Annotated in this window: 20 protein-coding genes; 8 read left to right on the top strand and 12 right to left on the bottom strand. The window is 50.7% G+C overall.

The annotated features are described in order from the left end of the window. Window positions 1-185 (top strand): hypothetical protein (locus CPA45_RS23035; RefSeq protein WP_208858571.1); only part of this gene is annotated, 185 nt, incomplete at its 5' end. 109 nt (window positions 186-294) lie between these two features. On the opposite strand, the gene CPA45_RS21290 is transcribed toward CPA45_RS23035, so the two are convergent. The 4 genes from CPA45_RS21290 to CPA45_RS21275 form a co-directional block, all read right to left on the bottom strand. Next, window positions 295-2,100 carry an acyl-CoA dehydrogenase C-terminal domain-containing protein gene (locus tag CPA45_RS21290; protein ID WP_096655104.1) on the bottom strand — a complete coding sequence of 602 codons (1,806 nt, stop codon included), beginning with the start codon at window positions 2,098-2,100 and terminating at the stop codon, window positions 295-297. A 248-nt stretch (window positions 2,101-2,348) separates the two neighbouring features. Beyond that, the gene (locus CPA45_RS21285) at window positions 2,349-3,116 is read right to left on the bottom strand and encodes an SDR family NAD(P)-dependent oxidoreductase (protein ID WP_096655102.1); all 768 of its coding nucleotides are present in this window, start codon (window positions 3,114-3,116) and stop codon (window positions 2,349-2,351) included. 18 nt (window positions 3,117-3,134) lie between these two features. Beyond that, on the bottom strand, window positions 3,135-4,805 hold the full coding sequence (locus CPA45_RS21280; RefSeq protein ID WP_096655100.1) for an AMP-binding protein: 1,671 nt from the start codon (window positions 4,803-4,805) through the stop codon (window positions 3,135-3,137). A gap of 204 nt (window positions 4,806-5,009) precedes the next feature. After that, window positions 5,010-5,573: a TetR/AcrR family transcriptional regulator gene (locus tag CPA45_RS21275; protein WP_096655110.1), complete on the bottom strand. Its 564-nt coding sequence runs from the start codon at window positions 5,571-5,573 to the stop codon at window positions 5,010-5,012. A 142-nt stretch (window positions 5,574-5,715) separates the two neighbouring features. Here CPA45_RS21275 and CPA45_RS21270 point away from each other — a divergent pair, with 142 nt between their 5' ends. The 6 genes from CPA45_RS21270 (at window position 5,716) to CPA45_RS21245 (ending at window position 10,340) form a co-directional block, all read left to right on the top strand. Further along, window positions 5,716-6,903, top strand: coding sequence for an acetyl-CoA C-acyltransferase (locus CPA45_RS21270; RefSeq protein ID WP_096655098.1), 1,188 nt, complete (start codon window positions 5,716-5,718; stop codon window positions 6,901-6,903). Between the two features lie 200 nt (window positions 6,904-7,103). Continuing rightward, a complete protein-coding gene (gene arsH / locus CPA45_RS21265) occupies window positions 7,104-7,823 on the top strand; it encodes an arsenical resistance protein ArsH (protein ID WP_096655096.1) in 720 nt (239 codons plus the stop codon). Window positions 7,824-7,837: 14 nt separating this feature from the next. Next, the gene (gene arsB, locus CPA45_RS21260; RefSeq protein WP_096655094.1) at window positions 7,838-8,908 is read left to right on the top strand and encodes an ACR3 family arsenite efflux transporter; all 1,071 of its coding nucleotides are present in this window, start codon (window positions 7,838-7,840) and stop codon (window positions 8,906-8,908) included. 15 nt (window positions 8,909-8,923) lie between these two features. Continuing rightward, window positions 8,924-9,592 carry an NADPH-dependent FMN reductase gene (locus CPA45_RS21255; RefSeq protein ID WP_096655092.1) on the top strand — a complete coding sequence of 223 codons (669 nt, stop codon included), beginning with the start codon at window positions 8,924-8,926 and terminating at the stop codon, window positions 9,590-9,592. An 18-nt stretch (window positions 9,593-9,610) separates the two neighbouring features. Then, the gene (arsC, locus tag CPA45_RS21250; protein WP_096655090.1) at window positions 9,611-10,018 is read left to right on the top strand and encodes an arsenate reductase (glutaredoxin); all 408 of its coding nucleotides are present in this window, start codon (window positions 9,611-9,613) and stop codon (window positions 10,016-10,018) included. A gap of 28 nt (window positions 10,019-10,046) precedes the next feature. Then, window positions 10,047-10,340 carry a CC/Se motif family (seleno)protein gene (locus tag CPA45_RS21245; protein WP_096655088.1) on the top strand — a complete coding sequence of 98 codons (294 nt, stop codon included), beginning with the start codon at window positions 10,047-10,049 and terminating at the stop codon, window positions 10,338-10,340. A gap of 10 nt (window positions 10,341-10,350) precedes the next feature. On the opposite strand, the gene arsJ is transcribed toward CPA45_RS21245, so the two are convergent. The 8 genes from arsJ to CPA45_RS21205 all read right to left on the bottom strand — a co-directional run bounded on the left by arsJ (window position 10,351) and on the right by CPA45_RS21205 (window position 19,622). After that, on the bottom strand, window positions 10,351-11,562 hold the full coding sequence (gene arsJ, locus CPA45_RS21240) for an organoarsenical effux MFS transporter ArsJ (RefSeq protein WP_096655108.1): 1,212 nt from the start codon (window positions 11,560-11,562) through the stop codon (window positions 10,351-10,353). A gap of 16 nt (window positions 11,563-11,578) precedes the next feature. After that, window positions 11,579-12,625 (bottom strand): ArsJ-associated glyceraldehyde-3-phosphate dehydrogenase, encoded by a 1,047-nt coding sequence (locus tag CPA45_RS21235; protein WP_096655086.1) that lies wholly within the window; start codon window positions 12,623-12,625, stop codon window positions 11,579-11,581. 212 nt (window positions 12,626-12,837) lie between these two features. Then, window positions 12,838-13,641 (bottom strand): phosphate ABC transporter ATP-binding protein PstB, encoded by an 804-nt coding sequence (gene pstB, locus CPA45_RS21230; protein ID WP_096655084.1) that lies wholly within the window; start codon window positions 13,639-13,641, stop codon window positions 12,838-12,840. Between the two features lie 36 nt (window positions 13,642-13,677). Continuing rightward, complete coding sequence (pstA, locus tag CPA45_RS21225; RefSeq protein ID WP_096655082.1) at window positions 13,678-15,036, bottom strand: phosphate ABC transporter permease PstA; 1,359 nt, start codon at window positions 15,034-15,036, stop codon at window positions 13,678-13,680. A gap of 7 nt (window positions 15,037-15,043) precedes the next feature. Then, a complete protein-coding gene (gene pstC / locus CPA45_RS21220; protein WP_096655080.1) occupies window positions 15,044-16,423 on the bottom strand; it encodes a phosphate ABC transporter permease subunit PstC in 1,380 nt (459 codons plus the stop codon). Between the two features lie 105 nt (window positions 16,424-16,528). After that, window positions 16,529-17,548, bottom strand: coding sequence for a substrate-binding domain-containing protein (locus CPA45_RS21215; protein ID WP_096655078.1), 1,020 nt, complete (start codon window positions 17,546-17,548; stop codon window positions 16,529-16,531). A gap of 136 nt (window positions 17,549-17,684) precedes the next feature. Further along, entirely contained in the window at window positions 17,685-18,416 is a 732-nt protein-coding gene (locus tag CPA45_RS21210; protein WP_096655106.1) for a sulfite exporter TauE/SafE family protein, read from the bottom strand. A 12-nt stretch (window positions 18,417-18,428) separates the two neighbouring features. Next, entirely contained in the window at window positions 18,429-19,622 is a 1,194-nt protein-coding gene (locus CPA45_RS21205; RefSeq protein ID WP_096655076.1) for a Bcr/CflA family multidrug efflux MFS transporter, read from the bottom strand. A 149-nt stretch (window positions 19,623-19,771) separates the two neighbouring features. Between CPA45_RS21205 and tal the strand changes: the two genes are divergently transcribed. After that, on the top strand, window positions 19,772-20,710 hold the full coding sequence (gene tal / locus CPA45_RS21200; protein ID WP_096655073.1) for a transaldolase: 939 nt from the start codon (window positions 19,772-19,774) through the stop codon (window positions 20,708-20,710). Window positions 20,711-20,812: the final 102 nt, after the last annotated feature.

The raw sequence follows: 20,812 nt of genomic DNA, 5'->3' as shown, positions 1-20,812 counted from the left end.
TGACAAACCAAGGTTTTTACACCTTATTCACCGCTGGTAACGCTTGGCGTCCCCGGCAGCGGATGCGTACTTTACGGATTCGCTGCCGCTTTGGCAAGGCCTTTTTAGAAATAGCTGGAAATAAAAAAGCGGCAGACATTGTTCATAGAACAACGCTGCCGCAAACCACCGATCAGAACGCCTGACCAGAGAGTGCTCGGTTACCGTTGCATATTGGCTACCTGTTCACAGCAGCGCATAAAGCATCGGCCAAAACGTTATGTCAGATCTCAAAACCTCTAGATTTCAAAACCTCTAAATCTCAAAACCTAAGCCAAAATCATCACTAGAAATAGTCATTAGGCTATCTGCACCCGCTTGAATCATTTGCGCATGCGCTTTAGTACGCGGCAGCAGCCGTTGATAGTAGAACTGCGCAGTATTTAGCTTAGCCGCGTAAAACGCCTTGTCTTCACTATCAAGAGAACCAGATGCCTGCTTGGCTGCTAAGGCAAATAAGTAAGCCAAGGTGACATAACCAGAGTACATAAGGTAATCAACACTCGCCGCACCTACTTCTTCACGATTTTGCATTGCCTTCATACCCACGCCCATGGTCAGCTCGCCCCACTCCGCGTTCAACTTAGCCAGCGGCTCAACAAACTCCTTGAGGGCTGGGTTGTCAGACTCTGCTTTACAGAACTTGTGAATCTCTTTGGTGAATACCTTTAACGACTCACCCTGGCTCATCAGTACCTTACGACCCAGCAGGTCTAACGCTTGAATACCAGTAGTACCTTCATAGAGACGGGTAATCCGAGCATCTCGCACCAGCTGCTCCATCCCCCACTCTTTAATGAAGCCGTGGCCGCCATATATCTGTACACCTTCGTTGGTACACTCAAAACCAACTTCAGTAAGGAACGCCTTGACGATTGGCGTCAATAATCCCAGCAACGTTTCAGCTCTCTCTCGCTCCTCACCAGGCTTGCCGTGCTCAACAATATCCAGCATTTGCGCGGTGTAAAGCACCAGCATACGCCCACCTTCAGCGAAGGCCTTCTGGGTAAGCAGCATGCGACGCACATCAGGGTGCACAATAATGGGATCCGCGGCTTTGTCAGGCGCTTGAGCACCAGAGAGGGCACGCATTTGCAGGCGGTCGCGAGCATAGCTCAACGAGTTCTGGAAACTGGCCTCCATTAGACCAAGCCCCTGGATCCCTACTCCAAGGCGAGCGGCATTCATCATGGTGAACATGCATGCCAACCCTTTATTGGGCGGCCCTACTAAATAGCCAAGCGCACCATCAAAGTTCATTACACAGGTAGCGTTACCATGAATGCCCATCTTGTGCTCAAGGGAGCCACAGCTGACGCCGTTACGCTCACCAGGATTACCTTCTGCATCCGGCATGAACTTAGGGACAACAAATAGAGAAATGCCTTTCGATCCTTCAGGCGCATCAGGCAACTTCGCCAAAACAAGATGCACAATGTTTTCTGCTAAATTGTGGTCGCCAGCAGAAATAAAGATCTTAGTACCGGTAATTGCATAGGCATCACCTTCCGCAGGCACCGCACGGGTTTTAATTAACCCCAAGTCAGTGCCACAGTGTGGCTCGGTAAGGCACATAGTGCCTGTCCAAACACCCTCTACCAGCTTGGTTAGATACGTCGCCTTTTGCTCATCTGTTCCGTGGTGCCTGAGCGCATCAGCGGCACCATGGGAGAGACCTGGGTACATGCCCCACGCCAGATTGGTGGCACAAATCATTTCAGAAAGCATCATCGCTAACGAGTGCGGCAAACCTTGACCACCCTGTTCAGGGTCTGCAGCTAAGCTTGGCCAACCACCTTCTACATACTGCTGATAAGCCTCTTTGAAACCCTTCGGCGCTTTTACTTCGCCACCTTCAAGCTGGCACCCCTCTTCATCGCCGCTTTGGTTAAGCGGTAGCAACACCTCACGGGCAAAGCGTGCACCCTCTTCTAAAATGGCATTTACAACATCAGGCGATGCATCATCACCATTCGGAAGCGCCGCATAGTGGCTGGGATAATCAAACATTTCGTCCATCACGAAACGTATATCACGCAGAGGGGCTTGATAGCTGGGCATATCACTTCTCCTAAACAAGGGGCTGAAAGCAGCTATGAGGCTCACAAGGATTGAGCTTCAAAAACAGCTTTCAAACACATGTTTGAAAGTTAGCGCGCACACACCCGACAGTCAAGCGGTCGTTTGAATTTAACGCGTCAATCGACTACTACTTTGGTCTCCCACCAGTAAAGTTTTAATTTATCAAATAAAAAAACCTGCCAGCGAGACACTGGCAGGCCATTAAACACCCCCCCCTAACTTGATGACTACTGCATACGAATACCACCGTCTAAACGAATGACTTCTCCGTTTAGCATAGGGTTGGTAATGATCTGCTCGGCAAGCTGTGCAAACTCATCAGGCTTACCCAACCGCTTGGGAAAGGGCACCGCCGCAGCTAGCGCTTTTGCAGCTTCATCAGGGATTTCGCTCATCATTGGCGTTTCAAAAACGCCTGGTGCAATTGCCATCACCCGGATAGCGTGACGCGAAAGCTCTCTTGCAGCAGGTAAACTCATCCCCACAACACCTGCTTTAGAGGCACTGTACGCACACTGACCAATTTGACCATCGAATGCAGCAACCGAGGCGGTATTGATAATAACGCCACGCTCACCACTCTCATTTGGTGTATTTCTGGTCATAGCGGCGGCTGCCAATCGCATGACATTAAATGTGCCCACCAAATTGATCTTGATGGTTCGCGCATAACCTTCTAAATCAGCAGCATTGCCGTCACGGTCAACAAGCTTTGCCACACTGACCACTCCCGCACAGTGAACAACACCCGAGAGCCCGCTTTCGCCCCCAAACGCCACCGCCTCATCTACTGCTCTTTGCATTTGTTCAGCAGAAGTAATATCAGCCATACAAGCCTTCGCACACTTGCCTAGTCGCTCGGCATGCGCATTAACGCTATCGTTCAAATCGCAAAGCACCACGCTTGCCCCAGCCGCCACCAACCGCTCCGCAGTTGCTGATCCAAGACCTGAGGCAGCCCCCGTAATTAAAAATGTACGATCCTTTACCTGCATTACTTATTTTCCTTCTAATTATTTATCGGCCTGCACTTGTTCCGCAGCCTGGGCACGCAGTTTAAAGCGCTGAATTTTACCGCTAGGCGTCTTTGGCAACTCATCGACAAACTCAATCACCCGGGGAAAAGCATGCGTGGATAGCCGCTCACGAACCTGCTGACGAATCTCCTCGGCAAGAGAGTCACTTGCTTCATATCCATCACGTAGCACAATAAACGATTTAATCACTTCACCACGGATCTCATCTGGCTGGCCCACCGCTGCTGATTCAGCTACTGCGGGGTGCGTCATAACACTATTTTCCACGTCGGTAGGACCTACTCGATAGCCGGCCGTCGTAATGATGTCGTCATCTCTTCCCGCGAACTGGAACGAACCATCTTGGTTGCGAATCACTACATCTCCTGTCAGGTAATAGCCTTTTACAAAAGGATCTTTTTCCTGCCAGGTGTAACCTTGGAAAAAATGCGCGGGCGAGTTGGCAATATCAACTGCCAACACTCCAGGCTCCCCAGAAGGAAGCTCGTTATACTCAGCGTCCAGAATGACCAGCCGATAGCCTGGCATAGGCACCCCCATAGCCCCCACATGCTTAGGGTGGTCAAGAGAGTGGTGGTTATTGCACGTCATACCAGTTTCTGTTTGGCCATAGTGATCCATCACCGGACAGCCTAGTGATTTCTCAACCCACGTCACTACTTCGGTATTAAGCGGCTCCCCCGCCGAGCTGGCCGCTCGCAACTCCAGTGTTTGATGAGCGTCATCGAACAGTCCTGACGCTTTCATTAAACGGTAAGCCGTAGGTGCAGCAGCGAAGTTGGTTATATGGTGACGCTTCATAAATGCCAGCGCTCCCTCAGCGCTAAAACCAGCCTCACAAAAATGCGTAGTAACACCTAACAGCAGAGGACCAGCAATGGCGTAATAAAGTCCATATGCCCAGCCGGGATCAGCCATATTCCAGAAACGGTCGTCTTCTCGAAGATCAACAGCAAGCTCCATGTACAGTGCGAACGCCGTCATTCCAGCAAGTGGCACTGCAACCCCTTTTGGCTTACCAACCGTGCCAGAGGTGAACATTTGTAGAAATGGTTGGTCGGGATTGAGGCGGGGAGGCTTGTCGCTCATTGACGTTTGCGTCAACGCAGCACCCCAGTCATGATCATTCGGGTGCTCGCTGGTAGCCCCACCTAGCGCTAGCACAGGAGGACATTGGCTTAAGCCGTCAAACTTGTAACGGTTCGCGTGGTCGGTGATAACCAGCTTGGTATCCGCACGCCCCAGGCGATAATCCACTGCATCAGGGCCAAAGGCGGTGAATAGTGGCTGGTAAACCGCACCTATCCTCCACGTGGCCAGGACAGCAATTAGCAGTGCCGCTGAGCGCGGCAGCATACAGGCAATGCGATCCCCAGGCCCAAGTCCTTGCGCCTTAAACCAACCAGCTAGCTTGCCGCTTCGCTCATCAAGCTCTGCATAGGACAGTGTATGTACTTGGCCGTGGGTGTCTTCATGAACTAGCGCCAGCACTTCTCCCCGCCCTGCACGCACATGCCGTCCACAGCAGGCTTCGAACGCATTAAGTTGACCATCTTGATGATCATCCAGTCTGGCAACCATCTGGCCCACAGAAAAATTTTCTAAAAATGCCGAATACTTAGGTGGTGAGGCTGGTGTCGCTGTCATGATGGCTCTCTTATGTTGTTGGTGATGAGCAGTCGTAGGCAAGCAGGCAAAGCAGAGCTTCTGTCGTAAACCGTTATTATTATCCGTTTACGTTAACGGAAGCCTAGTAAGTAAAACAACGCTAAAAGCATTTGCGGGAGAGCGCAAGCAATCAGCGTAATAAAAAGATTAGACGTTGGTCGAGACAACAAGCATAGGCAATGCCTAACGGGACATAATCATCGCCACAAGCTCATCGGCAAGGTCATCAGGCGTGCGTTGGCCAGTAGGGTCATACCAGCGTACAGTCCAGTTCAGTGCCCCTAAAATAAATTTTGAGACTAAGAAACGATCTCCATGAATAATCCCTGCCGCTAACGCCTCATTAATGACAGTTACCCATAAAGCTTCATAGGCATCACGAAGATGACCCAAGTGTGCACGAGCAGCAGGATCTAATCGTCGCCACTCGAATAAGGCCACTACATGGGCATTACGGTCAGCGAACAGTGTCTCTAGATGCGCCCTAGCCATCGCATGCAGCCGCGACTCAGGGTCAGCATCACACGTGTTAAGTGCAGCCTTTGCAATGCTTAACGCATTTTGTGTGCCCTCCTCTATCACTGCTGCCAGGATTTCCTGCTTATCCTTGAAGTGATGAAATAAGCTGCCAGACTTAATACCCATTTCTTGTGCCAGCATACGTACCGTCGTGCGATCAAAGCCTTCTTGGACGAATAGCTGAGCTGCTAGGCGCGTCAATTCCTTGCGGCGGGGAGATGCATTCATTACATTCATGTCACTCACACTAGCGCTTGCTTGGTTATAGAGGAGAAGACCACAGCTCGGTTAGTGGGTCAACGCATCACTCGCCACTTAGTTAGATAATTACAGGCAAGATAATCACAATAAATGCACCAGGAGACACACAATGAGTAACGCTACTGACGTTGTATTTTTATCCGCCGCACGCACACCAATGGGCGGCATGATGGGCAGCCTTTCCAGCATGACAGCCCCCGAGCTGGCTGCAGTTGCGATCCGGGCAGCCATTGAGCGGGCTGGCATAGAGCCAGAGGTAGTTGAAGAAGGCATTATAGGCTGTGTACTCCCCGCGGGTGTAAAACAGGGGCCAGCACGCCAAGCCATGCGTCAGGCTGGCATTCCCGATGCCAATGGCGCGACCACCATTAACAAACTGTGCGGTTCCGGCATGAAAGCCACGATGCTAGCCCACGATTTGATCAAAGCGGGAACAGCCGAGGTCATGCTCGCGGGTGGTATGGAGTCCATGTCTAACGCCCCCCACGTGCTTACCAAAGCTCGCGGTGGCTATCGTTTAGGTCATGGCGAACTGAAAGACCACATGTTTCTTGACGGCTTAGAAGATGCAGAAACCGGTAAATTAATGGGCGTTTTCGCCCAGGATGTCGCGTCGGAACGCGGCTATACTCGCGAGCGTCTGGACGACTTTGCCATTGCGTCTCTTGAGCGCGCCATGGACGCCACCAATAATGGTCACTTAGCGGCTGAAATGGCACCGGTAACAGTGACCACCCGCCAAGGCGAAACGTTGGTGGAGCACGACGAACAGCCCTTTCAGGCCAAACTGGGTAAAATCCGCCAGTTACGTCCAGCCTTCGCCAAAGACGGCACCATTACCGCCGCCAACGCCAGCTCCATTTCCGACGGCGCATCAGCGCTGATCTTGGCCAGCCACGAGGCCGCTAAACGTCACGGTGTGAAACCGCTGGCGAAAATGCTCGGGCATACTACCCATTCACGCCACCCAAGTGAATTCACGATTGCACCTGTAGGCGCCATTGAAAAGCTGATGAAGAAGTTGGGCTGGAGCGTCAACGATGTTGATCTCTTAGAGATTAACGAAGCCTTTGCCGTCGTAACGCTAATAGCCATGGATGACCTTGGCCTACCCCACGATAAAGTCAATGTGTTTGGCGGCGCTTGCGCCCAAGGCCACCCAATTGGCTCAACCGGCTCACGTATTATTGCTACGCTTATTCATGCACTGCGCACGAAAGGCGGCAAACGCGGCATTGCTAGCTTGTGTATCGGCGGCGGTGAAGCGACAGCGGTGGCGGTAGAGCTCATCGATTAAGCGAGACTAGACTATATATAGTTAAACCTCTAACTGCGCCCAGGCACTTTCTCTGAGCCTGGGCGCCCCCCGTTGAACTGATCACTCCATGCTCTTGCCATCAATGGCACTTGAGCAAATGACGCTGACAGCTGTTAATATATGAAAAAACATATATCATTGGATTATTAACTTAAGACAGCTTGACACAGGTAGCCTTAATGCCCTTTTCCAATGATCTTCCCAATATAGATACCGAGCTTTTTGAAATCCCTAGTAGCAAGCAACTCGGCATCCTGCACGACGCTGAGCACGCGCCCAAAATATTGCTGTTATACGGCTCATTACGCGAGCGTTCATTCAGCCGCTTAGCCGTTGAAGAGGCGGCGCGTTTGCTAAATGCCATGGGCGCAGAAACAAGAATTTTTGATCCACGCGGTTTACCTTTGCCTGATGCTGAAGATGCCAGCCACCCAAAAGTGGACGAGCTGCGCACGCTTGCTCAGTGGTCCGATGGCATGGTGTGGTGCTCCCCTGAGCGTCACGGGGCGATGACTGGCATTATGAAAGCACAGATTGATTGGATCCCACTTGCGCTGGGTGGTGTACGCCCCACCCAAGGGAAAACGCTTGCCGTCATGCAGGTGTGCGGCGGCTCCCAATCGTTTAATACAGTTAACCAACTACGTATTTTAGGCCGCTGGATGCGCATGGTGACGATCCCGAACCAGTCCTCGGTGCCTAAAGCGTTCATAGAGTTTGATGACAGCAACCGCATGAAGCCCTCGCCGTTTTATGACCGTATCGTCGATGTGATGGAAGAACTGGTGAAGTTCACTCTGCTGGTACGTGACCGCAGCGACATACTTACGGACCGTTACTCAGAACGCAAAGAGAGCGCTGAAGAAGTTTCCAAGCGCGTTAATCAACGCGCCATCTAATCAGGAGCGGTTGTATGACAACCCAAAATACGTCATCCCCCACCAGCGCCGACATGGGTCTTTTTGAACGTTACCTTTCGGTATGGGTCGCGATTGCTATTGTCGCAGGTATTGCGCTTGGGCAATTTGCCCCAGCGGTACCAGATACGCTATCAAGATTTGAGTATGCCCAGGTATCCCTTCCGATTGCCGTATTAATCTGGGCGATGATCTTCCCCATGATGGCGCAGATTGATTTCAGTGCCATTGCCGGTGTACGTCGTCAGCCAAAAGGCTTAACCATTACCACCACGGTCAACTGGCTGATTAAACCGTTCACTATGTTCGCGCTTGCCTGGCTTTTTTTCATGGTGATTTTTCGCCCCTTTATACCTGAAGAACTCGCCAGCCAGTACTTAGCGGGGGCGATCCTGCTAGGTGCCGCCCCCTGCACCGCTATGGTCTTCGTATGGAGTTACCTCACCCGTGGTGATGCGGCTTATACACTGGTCCAAGTAGCGCTTAATGATTTAATCATGCTGTTTGCGTTTGCGCCTCTGGTGGTTTTTTTGCTCGGCATTTCAAATATCCAGGTCCCTTGGGATACGGTGATTTTGTCCGTGGTGCTGTATATCGTCATTCCACTCGCAGCTGGCTACTTCACTCGTAAAATACTAATCGCCAAGCGCGGCGCACAGTGGTATGACTCTGTATTCATGAAGCGTGTTGGCCCTATCACGCCCATCGGGCTAATTATTACGCTGGTGCTTCTATTCGCCTTCCAAGGCGAAGTGATCCTGAATAACCCGCTGCATATCGTTTTAATCGCTATTCCGCTGATTATTCAAACTTTTCTGATTTTTTTTATCGCTTATGGGTGGGCAAAAGCATGGCGCGTACCACATAACATCGCAGCCCCCGGAGCAATGATCGGCGCCAGCAACTTTTTTGAACTGGCGGTAGCAGCAGCTATTGCGCTATTTGGCTTACAATCGGGGGCGGCGCTGGCTACGGTAGTTGGTGTGTTAGTAGAAGTACCACTAATGCTCGCACTTGTGAGAATAGCCAATAAAACTCGGCACCACTTTCCGACAGAAGCCCATTAATCAGGTGTACACGCTATGGCACACTATTTGGTATTTTTGGGTTCAACCCGAACCAGCACACCACCTTCCCCGGCCCGCCTTGGCGAGAGGGTAGCAAAAGCCTGTCTACGCCTGCTGTCCTCGCTGCCACATACCACAGCGGAGATCATTGACCCACTAACACTCAATTTAAGCGATCCGTTTAAGCCCCATTTTGCCTATGCCAAAACCAATGCTCCGGATGACTTAGCGATACTGGCAGATAAAATCGCGCATGCTGATGGCTATGTGATGGTGAGCCCTGAATATAACCACTCAATGAGTCCGGCCCTAAGCCATCTACTTAATCACTTTGGCGCATCTCTGTTTGCGTTTAAACCCAGTGCTATCGTGACGTACTCGATGGGCCAGTGGGGTGGTGCCCGCGCCGCGGTTAGCATGCGTGTCTTTTTATCTGAGTTAGGATGCCTGCCAGTATCGGCTATGATTCATATACCCAAAGCTCAGGAAGCATTAAACGACGATGGACAATTTACTCAGGAACAGGAGCGCTGGGAAAATTATTTTGGCCGCACACTGGGCCAATTAATATGGTGGGCAGAAGCCGCTGCTAACTATAAACACCAAGTAGACCCGACGCACGTATCACCTGCCTTTCAGACAGCACCTTCACAACGCAACGCGCCCAGTAGTGAAGCCCCCTAAATTTATTTTGAGGTCACCATGTCAGTCACCATTTACCACAACCCCAACTGCGGCACTTCACGGAATACGCTGGCAATAATCAAAGCCTCTGGGGAAACGCCAGAGGTAATTCATTATCTTGAGACTCCACCAAGCCGTGAACGGTTAGTGGCACTGCTTGCACTGATGAACATATCACCAAGGGAACTACTCCGCCGTAAAGGTACGCCCTACGACGAGCTGAACTTAGACGACCCCTCATTGAATGATGACCAACTGATCAACGCCATGGTGGATCACCCAATCTTGATTAATCGCCCCATTGTGGTGACAAACAGAGGCGCGCGGCTTTGTCGGCCCTCAGAACAAGTATTAGGCCTGTTAGAACAACCCATTCCTCAATTTACTAAAGAGGATGGTGAAACCGTTTACTATCCAGCGCGCTAATGCCGTCACCATAATAATGGGGTGCGCAATGGACAATGTGATTGATATAAGCAACAACGCATTAGACTTCATCAAACAACGAGGCGGCATCGTCACTATCCGCCTTTCCCCCCGACACAGCTGCTGCGGGGGGCTTACCAACGTTGCGGTAGCCGAAGCGCGATACCCAGATGCCCCTCAACACTATCAGCGCCATATGCAAGATAGTATCTCAATCTATATTGCCCCTGATCTGGCTGCTCAAGGGCTGCGTATTGACGTTGAAGGCTGGTGGAAATTGCGCCGCCTTTATGTGGATGGTGCAGCGTTATCAGCAGGCTAGGAACTAACGTTTAAGCAACTTGCCTGGGCAACGCCAGTGCCATCACAGAACTGGCTGCCACTAAGGCCGCCGATATCCATAGGCAAGCACTCAGCCCATAGGCCATATACAGCCAGCCCGACAGCAACGTACCTACCAAACGCCCCATGGCATTGGCCATATAGTAGAAACCGACATCCATAGAGACGCCGTCGGCACGAGCATAATGGACGATCAAGTAGCTGTGCCAGCTTGAGTTAATCGCAAATAGCACCCCAAAGGCGAGCAGCCCCATCACTAACCAGCCCACCTGGGCTAACGGTAGCATTGCCAATAGGATCGCCAGCACCGCCAACGCAGCGGCCCAGCCTGCGGTAAGCGCCCGAGCATCGCCTTTAATCAATCTGGTTAACTTCGGCGCTTGGGTTTGCACGCCCCCATAACCAATAACCCACACTGCCAACAGTCCGCCTACGGTCCAGTGGGTCCAGCCATGCTGATCATATAAAAATACCGGTAGCGCAACCACAAACCACACATCCCGCGCTGCAAATAGGCAAAAACGCGCTGCTGAGAGTACGTTAATCGCCCGTGATTTAGAGAAGATTTCAGAGAACTTGGGTTTCACTTTTTGGCGGCCTAAGTCTGCCTTTAGCCGCAACAGCGATAGTAATAACACTCCGGCCAACATCACAGCCATCACTAGCACGGCCGCTCGGAAACCAATCAGTGTTAGCAGTAGGCCGCCAACAAAAAAGCCTAACCCTTTTAATGCGTTCTTTGAGCCGGTGAGCATAGCCACCCAGCGGTAAAGCGAGCTATTCGCGTTGGCGCTCTCTTTGGGCACCAGAACTTTAACGGCGCTTTTAGCACTCATTTTGTTAAGGTCTTTGGCAATTCCCGAAAGCGCTTGGGCAGCCATTACCCAGGCAACCGTCAGCCAAGCAGCGGGCACCAGTAACATCACGAGCGCCACAATCTGCAAACCTAAACCAACGTTCATGGTTCGATTGAGGCCCAACCGTGCACCCAGCCAACCACCCACGAGGTTAGTGACGACGCCAAAGGCTTCATAAAACAGAAACAGCATGGCGATAGCTAACGGCGAGTAGCCCAACTGGTGGAAGTACATCACCACCAGCATGCGCAGTGCGCCGTCGGTTATCGTAAACGCCCAATAGTTGCCGGTAATCAGCATATACTGGCGCACTTCAAACGGCAGCGCCCTTACACGGGCGCGCATTTTCAACATCGGCGAATCAGCCACGACTCACCTGCCCACCATCTATCTGCTTACTCCCAACCATTAGCGCTAACTCAGCGGTGCGGTTGGCATAACCCCACTCATTGTCATACCAAGCGTAGAGTTTTAGTTGGGTACCGTTTACCACCATGGTCGACAGTGCATCAATAATGGAGCTGCGCGGATCAGTTCGGTAATCAATAGATACCAACGGACGCTCTTCATAGCCCAAAATACCGGCAAGCGGGCCATCAGCCGCTGCTTTTAGCGCTTGATTAACCTCTTCGATGGTCACTTCCTGCTCAAGCTCAAATACCATATCGGTGAGAGAGGCATTGGCCAGCGGCACACGGATCGCGTGGCCGTTCAACTTACCTTCCAGCTCAGGGAAAATCGCCGTGATCGCTTTTGCCGAGCCGGTCGTGGTGGGAATCAAGCTCATGCCGCAAGCGCGGGCACGACGCAAATCTTTATGCGGTGCATCCAGGATCGTTTGGGTATTGGTGATGTCGTGTACCGTGGTCATAGAGCCATGGCGAATACCAAAGGTTTCCTGAATGACTTTGACCACAGGTGCCAAGCAGTTGGTGGTACAGCTGGCTGCGGTTACGATCTTGTGCTCAGCGGGGTCATACAGATGGTCATTTACCCCCACTACTACGTTCAATACCTTTGGCTCTTTCACCGGCGCACTGACGACTACACGGCTGACGCCTTGATCAAGATAGGCTTGGAGCTTTTCGGTGGTTTTCATTTTGCCTGAGCATTCGACCACTACATCACAATCAGACCAGTCGCTCTCGGCTATTTCTTTGTTGGCGCTGAAGGCAACGGGGTTACCATCAATAACCATCGTATCGTCTGAAGCAGTAATACCTTTACCTGGAGCCCAATGCCCGTGCACCGAATCAAATTCCAGCAAGTGGGCAAAGGTTACTACATCGCCACCTGGGTCATTGATACGAACAAGCTCAACGTTATCGGCTGCTACTTCCTTCCACAGACTGCGCAGCGTCAAGCGCCCAATACGACCAAACCCGTTAATACCAATACGTAGCGTCATCTTTGTCACCCTTCTGTGGATTCTTTATATATGAAAAATCATATACACAAAGTCAAAAAAAGGGTTCAAGACACCGGAGATACAAGCTGCTATCTCCAGTGCTTTACTACCCAAATGACTATTGCAAAACATCTCTTACAAATAATTTCTGACCAACAACCTATTTCAAGTAAGCTCTATTAAAGATAGCGCTGGCTATTTATTTTCACAGCTTAGCCAAAACGCCCAGTGATATAGTCGTGGGTACGCTGATTTTGCGGATTAGTAAATATAGTGTCAGTGCTATCTACCTCAACCAAGTCACCCATGTGGAAAAATGCCGTACGGTCAGCAACACGGGCAGCCTGTTGCATATTGTGCGTCACCATCACGATGGTATAACTCTCACTCAGCTCATCTATCAACTGTTCAACTTTACCTGTTGCAATAGGATCAAGCGCCGAGCAGGGCTCATCCATCAAAATGATATCAGGACTTACCGCGATGGTTCTGGCAATACATAAGCGCTGCTGTTGCCCACCAGAAAGGCCCGTACCCGGCTGATCCAAGCGATCCTTCACTTCCTCCCATAGACCAGCACGACGTAAGCTACTTTCAACCACGTCATCCAGCTCCGCTTTACGCTTGGCCAAACCATGCAGACGCGGGCCATAGGCAATATTCTCATAAATCGATTTAGGGAAAGGGTTAGGCTTCTGGAACACAATGCCTACCTGAGCACGTAATAACACTACATCGCGGTCGGGAGCATAGATATCCTGGTCATCTAAAACAATTTTCCCTTCAACCCTACAGATATCAATAGTGTCATTCATACGGTTCAAACAACGCAAAAACGTTGATTTACCGCAACCCGAAGGACCGATAAATGCTAATACTTCGTTTTCATAGATATCAATATCAATACCGTTAATTGCTTGAGTATTGCCGTAAAAGACTTTGACATCTTTAGCACTCATCTTAACGTTGCCTGTCGCTTTACTTTTGCGGCTCTCACCGCCACCAACACTCACCATGGAGGAAGGTATATTAGGGTGTGCAGAAGTATTCACTTACCACCTCGTCTCGAATTTTTTACGCAACCAAATTGCTAATGCATTTAAGCTAAGCATTAACGCTAGCAGCACAATAATGGCCGCTGATGTACGTGCCTCGAAGAAATTACGCAGCTCGTTGCCCTGCCATAGGTAAATCTGTACTGGCAGCGCAGCCGATTGCTCAAACGGCGTACTGGGCACGTTCGCGACAAAAGCATTCATACCTATCAACAACAGAGGGGCTGTTTCGCCTAACGCCTGGGCAACACCCAGTATGGAGCCCGTCAAAATACCCGGCAGTGCAATGGGTAGTACATGGTGAAATACTGTTTGTACCTTTGACGCACCAATGCCTAAAGCTGCTTGACGAATTGAGGGCGGGATAGAGCGAAGCGAAGCGCGGGTTGCAATGATGATGGTAGGCAGGGTCATTAATGTTAGCACCAAGCCCCCGACTAGCGGCGCGGAGAGCGGCAGTCCCAGATAACCAATAAAGATCGATGCCCCTAACAGGCCGAATACAATGGAGGGAACAGCCGCTAAATTATTGATGTTAATTTCAATAATATCCGTTAGGCGATTCTTAGGAGCAAACTCCTCTAAATAAACTGCGCTAGCAACACCCAACGGCACCGAAAGTGCAATAACAATCATCATCATGAACAATGAGCCCATGAATGCACCGGCAAGGCCGGCTGATGCGGGCGAACTACGAGAGTCCGTATTTAAAAACAGTGCGGTGCTGAATGCATTACGAATAATCCCTTCTTCGTAAAGTTGATCGGCCCAAGCTCGCGTTTGTGCACTTAGCTGCTGTCGCGCATCGGCTAAATCACGATCTATGTTACCTTTTAGCCATACATCCACATTAGCGCTAGCCAGCATTTTCACTTCAATAGTTTGGCCAAGCAGTGATGGGTCATCCATAAACTTATTGCGCAGTGTAAAACGCTCATTCGAGGCAAGTAACGCGCGCAGATCTCTCAACTGGCTCGGTTCCAAGTCCTCACTAAGCTTATCTTCCAATGCCCTATCGATCAAAACCTGCCAATTTACCAACCCAGCTTGGGTCTGCCAGGCTGAAAGACGCTGGTTGAAGTCTGACGGGCTCTCGCCACTGGCCCTCTCGGGTTTTTCCTCTAGCTGAATAACCTCTGGGTCAAAGTAAAGCTCCATAAAAAAAGTTGCTTGCCAAAATGCTGGTACTCCACGCATTAGAATACTGGCAAACAAAATGGCAACTAAGGTCATACCAGTCATCACTGCCATTAAACCTAAGCGGCGAAAACGTTTTTCTTTACGGTGCCGTGTCGCCAGCGATTTTTCAATCGTCATAAGCCGATGCTGGCGACGCTGTTCAATCGTTATAGACATAGTCGCGTTACTCGTATTGCTGGCGGTATTTACGCACTACAATCAGTGCAATGACATTTAAACCTAAGGTGATCACGAACAACGTAAGACCTAACGCGAATGCCACTAACGATTGCGGACTGGCAAAATCCATGTCGCCCGTCAGTTGGTTAACGATCGTGACAGTAATCGTTGACACCGCTTCAAAGGGGTTGGCATGTAGTACTGGGTTATTACCTGCAGCAAGCACCACAATCATGGTTTCACCGATAGCACGGCTTGCCGCAAGCAAGAAGGCCCCAACTATGCCAGGCAACGCTGCTGGCAAAACTACCTGACGAATCGTTTCCGATTTAGTAGCGCCTAACCCTAATGCACCATCACGCAGCGATTTAGGTACCTGGGTGATAATGTCATCTGACAGTGAGGAGACAAACGGAATAATCATAATCCCCATTACTAGGCCAGCGGTTAGCGCACTGGTAGTACGGATATTGATACCGATCAAATCACCGACGTTGGATAAAAATGGCCCAATGACGATCAAGGCAAAGAAACCGTAAACAATGGTCGGAATACCCGCCAGTATTTCTATGATCGGCTTAGCCACGTTACGCAACCACGGCGGCGCATACTCAGCCATATAGATAGCAGTCATCAGCCCAACAGGAATCGCGACCAGTAGCGCAATAGCGCTGACCATCATGGTGCCCCAAAGTAAAGGTAGTAGCCCGAACTCACCTTGGGCATCTGTTCCAGAAGTACTAAAACGAGGATTCCAGGTGGTGCCAAGGAAAAATTCTGCTGGACTAATGAAAGTGAAAAACTTGAGCGTTTCTCCCAGCATCGACAGCACAATACCCACCGTGGTGAAAATGGCGACACCTGAGCTTGCCGCCAATGCGATGGTAATTACCCGCTCTACTTGATTTCGTGCGCGCCATTGAGGAGAGATGTTACGTCGTGCAACGACCAAACCTGTCACAGCGAAAACAGCCATCAGCGCGACTAAGCTTAGATTCTCAAATGTTTGTAGCCTTGCCATATGCGCAGCAGCAGCCAGTTCCTCAGACGTTCCACCGCCTGATACGCTGCGTTCATTCGCTAGCGCCGTTACTCGCCGCAAAAATGTCACTAATTCGCGGTCACTCATTCCAGCGACCATGTCAGCGGGTAACTGATGAGTTACCAGCATCTCAATCAATTGGGGTGCCAAAAAAGACCACAATAAAAATAGCGCTAGTGCAGGCAAACCACACCATAGCGCCACTAGCGCTCCGTAATAGCCGGGGCGCGAGTGCATTCGCACATCGTGCTCTGCCGCAACCGCACGACTGCGAGTCAAGCCCATATGGTAAGCCAGGGCCATGATCATCAGCAGTGTGGCTATCAAGGCAAGGTTCGTCATTATCTCTCCGCCTTTGATTACCTACATTTAAACGCCGACATCAGGTTCTGATGCCGGCGCAGTAGCAGTCTCAAAACCAAATTAGACTGGTAAGCATCACCATGCTTATTCGGCAGGGCTTACAACAGTGCGTGCTTGAAATTGCTCAAGCGCCTCGGCGCGCTCTGCTTCATCCATGGGAATCAGACCAGCATCTTCAAGCGGGCTGCCAAAGCCAGAGATCATATCGTTCAGGAAAAACTCGGTGTATTCAGCAAGGCCAGGAATCACATCCAAGTGTTCGCCTTTCACATAGAAAAATAGCGGGCGGGAAACAGGATATTCACCAGAGCCAATAGTTTCTAAGCTGGGGACTACGCCATTAACGGTGGCAACTTGTAGACGATCACGGTTTTGATCGTAGAAGCTCAGACCAAAGACACCAATTGCATCTGCTTGAGCATCTAAGCGAGCTAGTGTTTCAGTGTAGTCACCAGCAATTTCAACGATTCGACCGTCACCACGCAAGTTGTTACAGGCATCTCCTTCAACTTCAGCAACGCTTTCACAACCAATGTGAATTACTTTCTCTTCAAAGACTTCGCGAGTACCGTGGTTCGAGGCAGGAATTACCAGCACGATCTCTTGGTCAGGCAGGCTACTATCAACATCAGACCAGCGGGTATAAGGGTTAGCGACCAACTCACCATCAACAGTCACTTGCGCGGCGGCAGCTTTAAACACGTGCTCAGGCGTCAGTTCGAATTCAGCACGGTCAATGCGTGAGGCGAAAACAATGCCGTCATATCCAAACATCACTTCCAGAATTTCATTCACGCCATTTTCATTGCAGTTGGCAACTTCGCCACTGCGGATTGCACGTGAGGAATTGGCGATATCGATAGTGTTCTCACCAACGCCCTGGCAGAACTGGCGCAAACCACCACCTGAACCGCCAGAGCCAACTACTGGAGTATTGAACTGAGAGAAGGTGTTACCGAATTCTTCCGCGACGATACTCGCAAATGGAAGCACCGTAGAAGACCCTGCGATTTGAACTGTTTCACGTGCCATGGCGGACGTGGAAACACTCGCTGATAGAGCCGCTACTACAGCAACGCCTAACGCCTGTTTTGATACGCTCATCGTCATATTCCCCTCTGGTTTGAAATCCGGCGAGTTTTGACTTTCCGGAAGAGTCGGCCTGATGACCTTTTACAACGCAGAGTCTGCACATAAACGATTGCAGAAATATGACAGTGTGAGTTTTTGTGCGGAAACGTTAAATCAGTAGCCCTAGAGCCGCTAATGTGCACAAAGCAAGCGATGCGCCTTGTAGCAAACGTTTATCTAGGCGATGCGCGATGACATCTGCCAACGCATTCCCTACCAGTACAGCGGGTAAAAACGTAAGTGCCAGTTTAAAGTGCCAAGTGCTGACAAGGCCTGCCAAGGCTAGGGTTGCGAGCGTTAAGAGCGACGTTACAATAAAAAAAGCAGCAAGATTGCCACGCATGCGGTCAGGATGAAAACCATGCATCAATAGCACAATGGGCGGTCCACCAATCGCCGCGACAGTACCAAAGATGCCAGAGAGCACGCCTGCGATAAAAAGCGATACACGGTTAACCGGGAGTTTAAAGCGGCAAAGCGTTACAGCCACTGCAAACAGCACAATAGCGGCAATCAGTTTTTCCAGCACAACCATTGGTGCAGCCAACAGCAACCAGATACCTAGCGCATTACCAGGCAAACGACCAATCAGGGCAACACCAATCTCGCCTATGCGCACTTCTTGCCAGTAGCGGCGTACCATCATTAAAGAAACAGTAAACCCAAACAGCACCAAAATCACCGGCACCAAGCGTGGTTCTAACATTAACAACAATGGTGCCCCTACCACCGCTAAACCGAAGCCTGTAGCGCGCTGAACAAAAGCACCCAGCATCAGCACTGCTGAACAGGCTAGCCACACGTCCAGAGACATCTCGACCCACTGCAGCAGGTTACTCATCTGAATCATGCATCACTGTTGGCTTTCCACTACCGGAGCCTTGGTTAATTTTCTAACACCGATATTACCCAGCAGCGCGGCTGCTAGCATGGTAAGCACCATTGGCCATAAGTGCTCCACTTGAAAAAGCCCAACCATCACTCCTGCAAGCGCCCCACAGCTAAACTGGATACCGCCCAACAGCGCAGTGGCTGTCGCACTAATATGTCCAAAGTGATCCAATAGTGAAGAAATCGCATTGGGGGTAATCAAACCAATCATGCCGGTAAACACCATGATTAACGGCACCACTACATAAAGCGATGCCACATTGAGTGCCGTGGCAACCACTAGCCCTAGCGCTGCAATTAGCTGGATAGCCAGTCCCAGACGCAGGTTCTGTTGAGGAGTTCTTTTACGAAGCAAATGGATATTGACACGGTTAGACATCGCAATCATCACTACATTAACGCCAAATACAATCGGATAGACGCTTGGTGATAGCGAGAAGTAATCCAAGTAGAGAAACGGTGATGCAGTTACAAAAGCAAATAGTCCAGCGAAGGAGGCAGCCACAGCACAAATATAGCCCATACCTTCGCGGTGGCGCAGCACGCTAGCGTAGTTACGCACCACTTGTCGGGCCGACGCTGCGGGTAGATTTGGGTCTCGAGTCTCAGGCAACCGAGTACCCAACAACCAAAGAAGAAATCCTGCATAAACAGCCAAAAACACAAAAATCAGCCACCACCCAGCAATGTGCAGCAGAATACTACCTACGGCAGGCGCCACCAATGGCGCAAGCATCATGATCATCGCCATGGTAGACATCACTTTGGCAGCTTCCCGCCCGCTAAAGCAATCACGCACGATCGCTGCGGAGTTAACCACGCAGGCACCACCCCCTAACGCCTGAATAAACCGCCAGACCAGCAGAGAAGTAAGGCTATCTGCTGTGGTGATCGCAAGGCTCGCCAACATAAACACGACCAGCCCGCTTAACAGCACAGGCTTACGGCCAAAGCGATCTGATACAGGGCCAAAACACAGCTGGCCGATAGCAAAACCAAGCAAAAACATACTGATAGAAAGTTCAGTATGGTGAATACTGGCATTAATATCTTCAGCTAAAATGCCAATAGCTGGTAAATACGCATCGATAGCAAACGGGGCAAGCGCGGTATTAGCCGCCACCAATAGCGCTACCCGGCGCGGATTAAGTTCCATAAGTATCCTTGAAATTGTCCGTAACCAGCAGAGAATATCACTGAATAGATAGGCCGCTAATCATAATCGATTTCAATTGTTTTGTCGGTCTCTGTTCGCAGCGCGTGGGCCTTGCTAAAGTAGGTTAACGACAATGCAAGGAGCTATGCATGGCCACTAGCCTATTGACCCAGTTAAAAGAGATGACCACTGTGGTCGCTGACACCGGCGACCTAGAGGCTATTCGCCGCTTTCAACCCCAGGATGCCACTACCAATCCATCGTTAATTCTACAGGCTGCCCAACAGGCGGAGCGCCGCGCTCGCCTAGCCTCTATCGCCAAAGAAAGCACCGACCTTGATGATGCTGTTGATCGCGTTGCGGTGGATATCGGCAGTGAAATCAGCGAGCTGGTACCCGGCTACGTATCAACAGAAGTAAGCGCACGTCTTTCGTTTGATCGAGACGCCACCATTGCCAAAGCACACTCGCTAATTGAACTGTATGCCAAGCATGGCGTTGGCGCAGAGCGTATCCTGGTCAAGATGGCCTCTACTTGGGAAGGCATCCAGGCTGCTCGCCAGCTTGAGCGCGATGGTATTCGCACTAACCTTACGCTGTTATTTGGGTTTGCCCAGGCGCAGGCCTGCGCCGATGCCGGCGCTACGCTGATTTCGCCCTTTGTAGGGCGTATTCTGGATTGGCATAAGGCAAAAAACCCCAATACAGATTTCAGTGGGGCAAATGATCCCGGCGTACAGTCCGTTAAACGCATTTATGACTACTACAAAGGCCACGGCTACCCCACTATTGTGATGGGAGCCAGCTTTCGCAATATCGGTGAAATAGAAGCGCTGGCAGGCTGTGACCGACTAACGATCTCCCCCACTCTGCTTAATGAACTAGACGAATCCTGCGGCGAGCTGCCACGCCAGTTGAGCCCCCTAGGTGCCAGCAGCTCGTCCAATGAAGCATTAACACAAGCAGATTTTCGCTGGGCAATGAATGAAGACGAGATGGCCAGTGATAAACTCGCAGAAGGTATTCGCAAGTTTATGGCAGACCAACGCAAGCTCGAAGAGCTGCTGAGTACACTCCGCAACAGCTAGTTAGGTCGGCTGGACAGCTGCCATAACTCACAGCCATCAATACCAGCATCGCCCTCTATGAAGCGTTCTCCATAGAGGGCGATGCTTTTATGTCCAGACACA

It is taken from the genome of Vreelandella nigrificans (assembly GCF_002374315.1).
Taxonomy (GTDB): Bacteria; Pseudomonadota; Gammaproteobacteria; order Pseudomonadales; family Halomonadaceae; genus Vreelandella; species Vreelandella nigrificans.
Note: the sequence above shows the minus strand (reverse complement) of the source record. Positions and strands in the feature narration are given on the sequence as shown.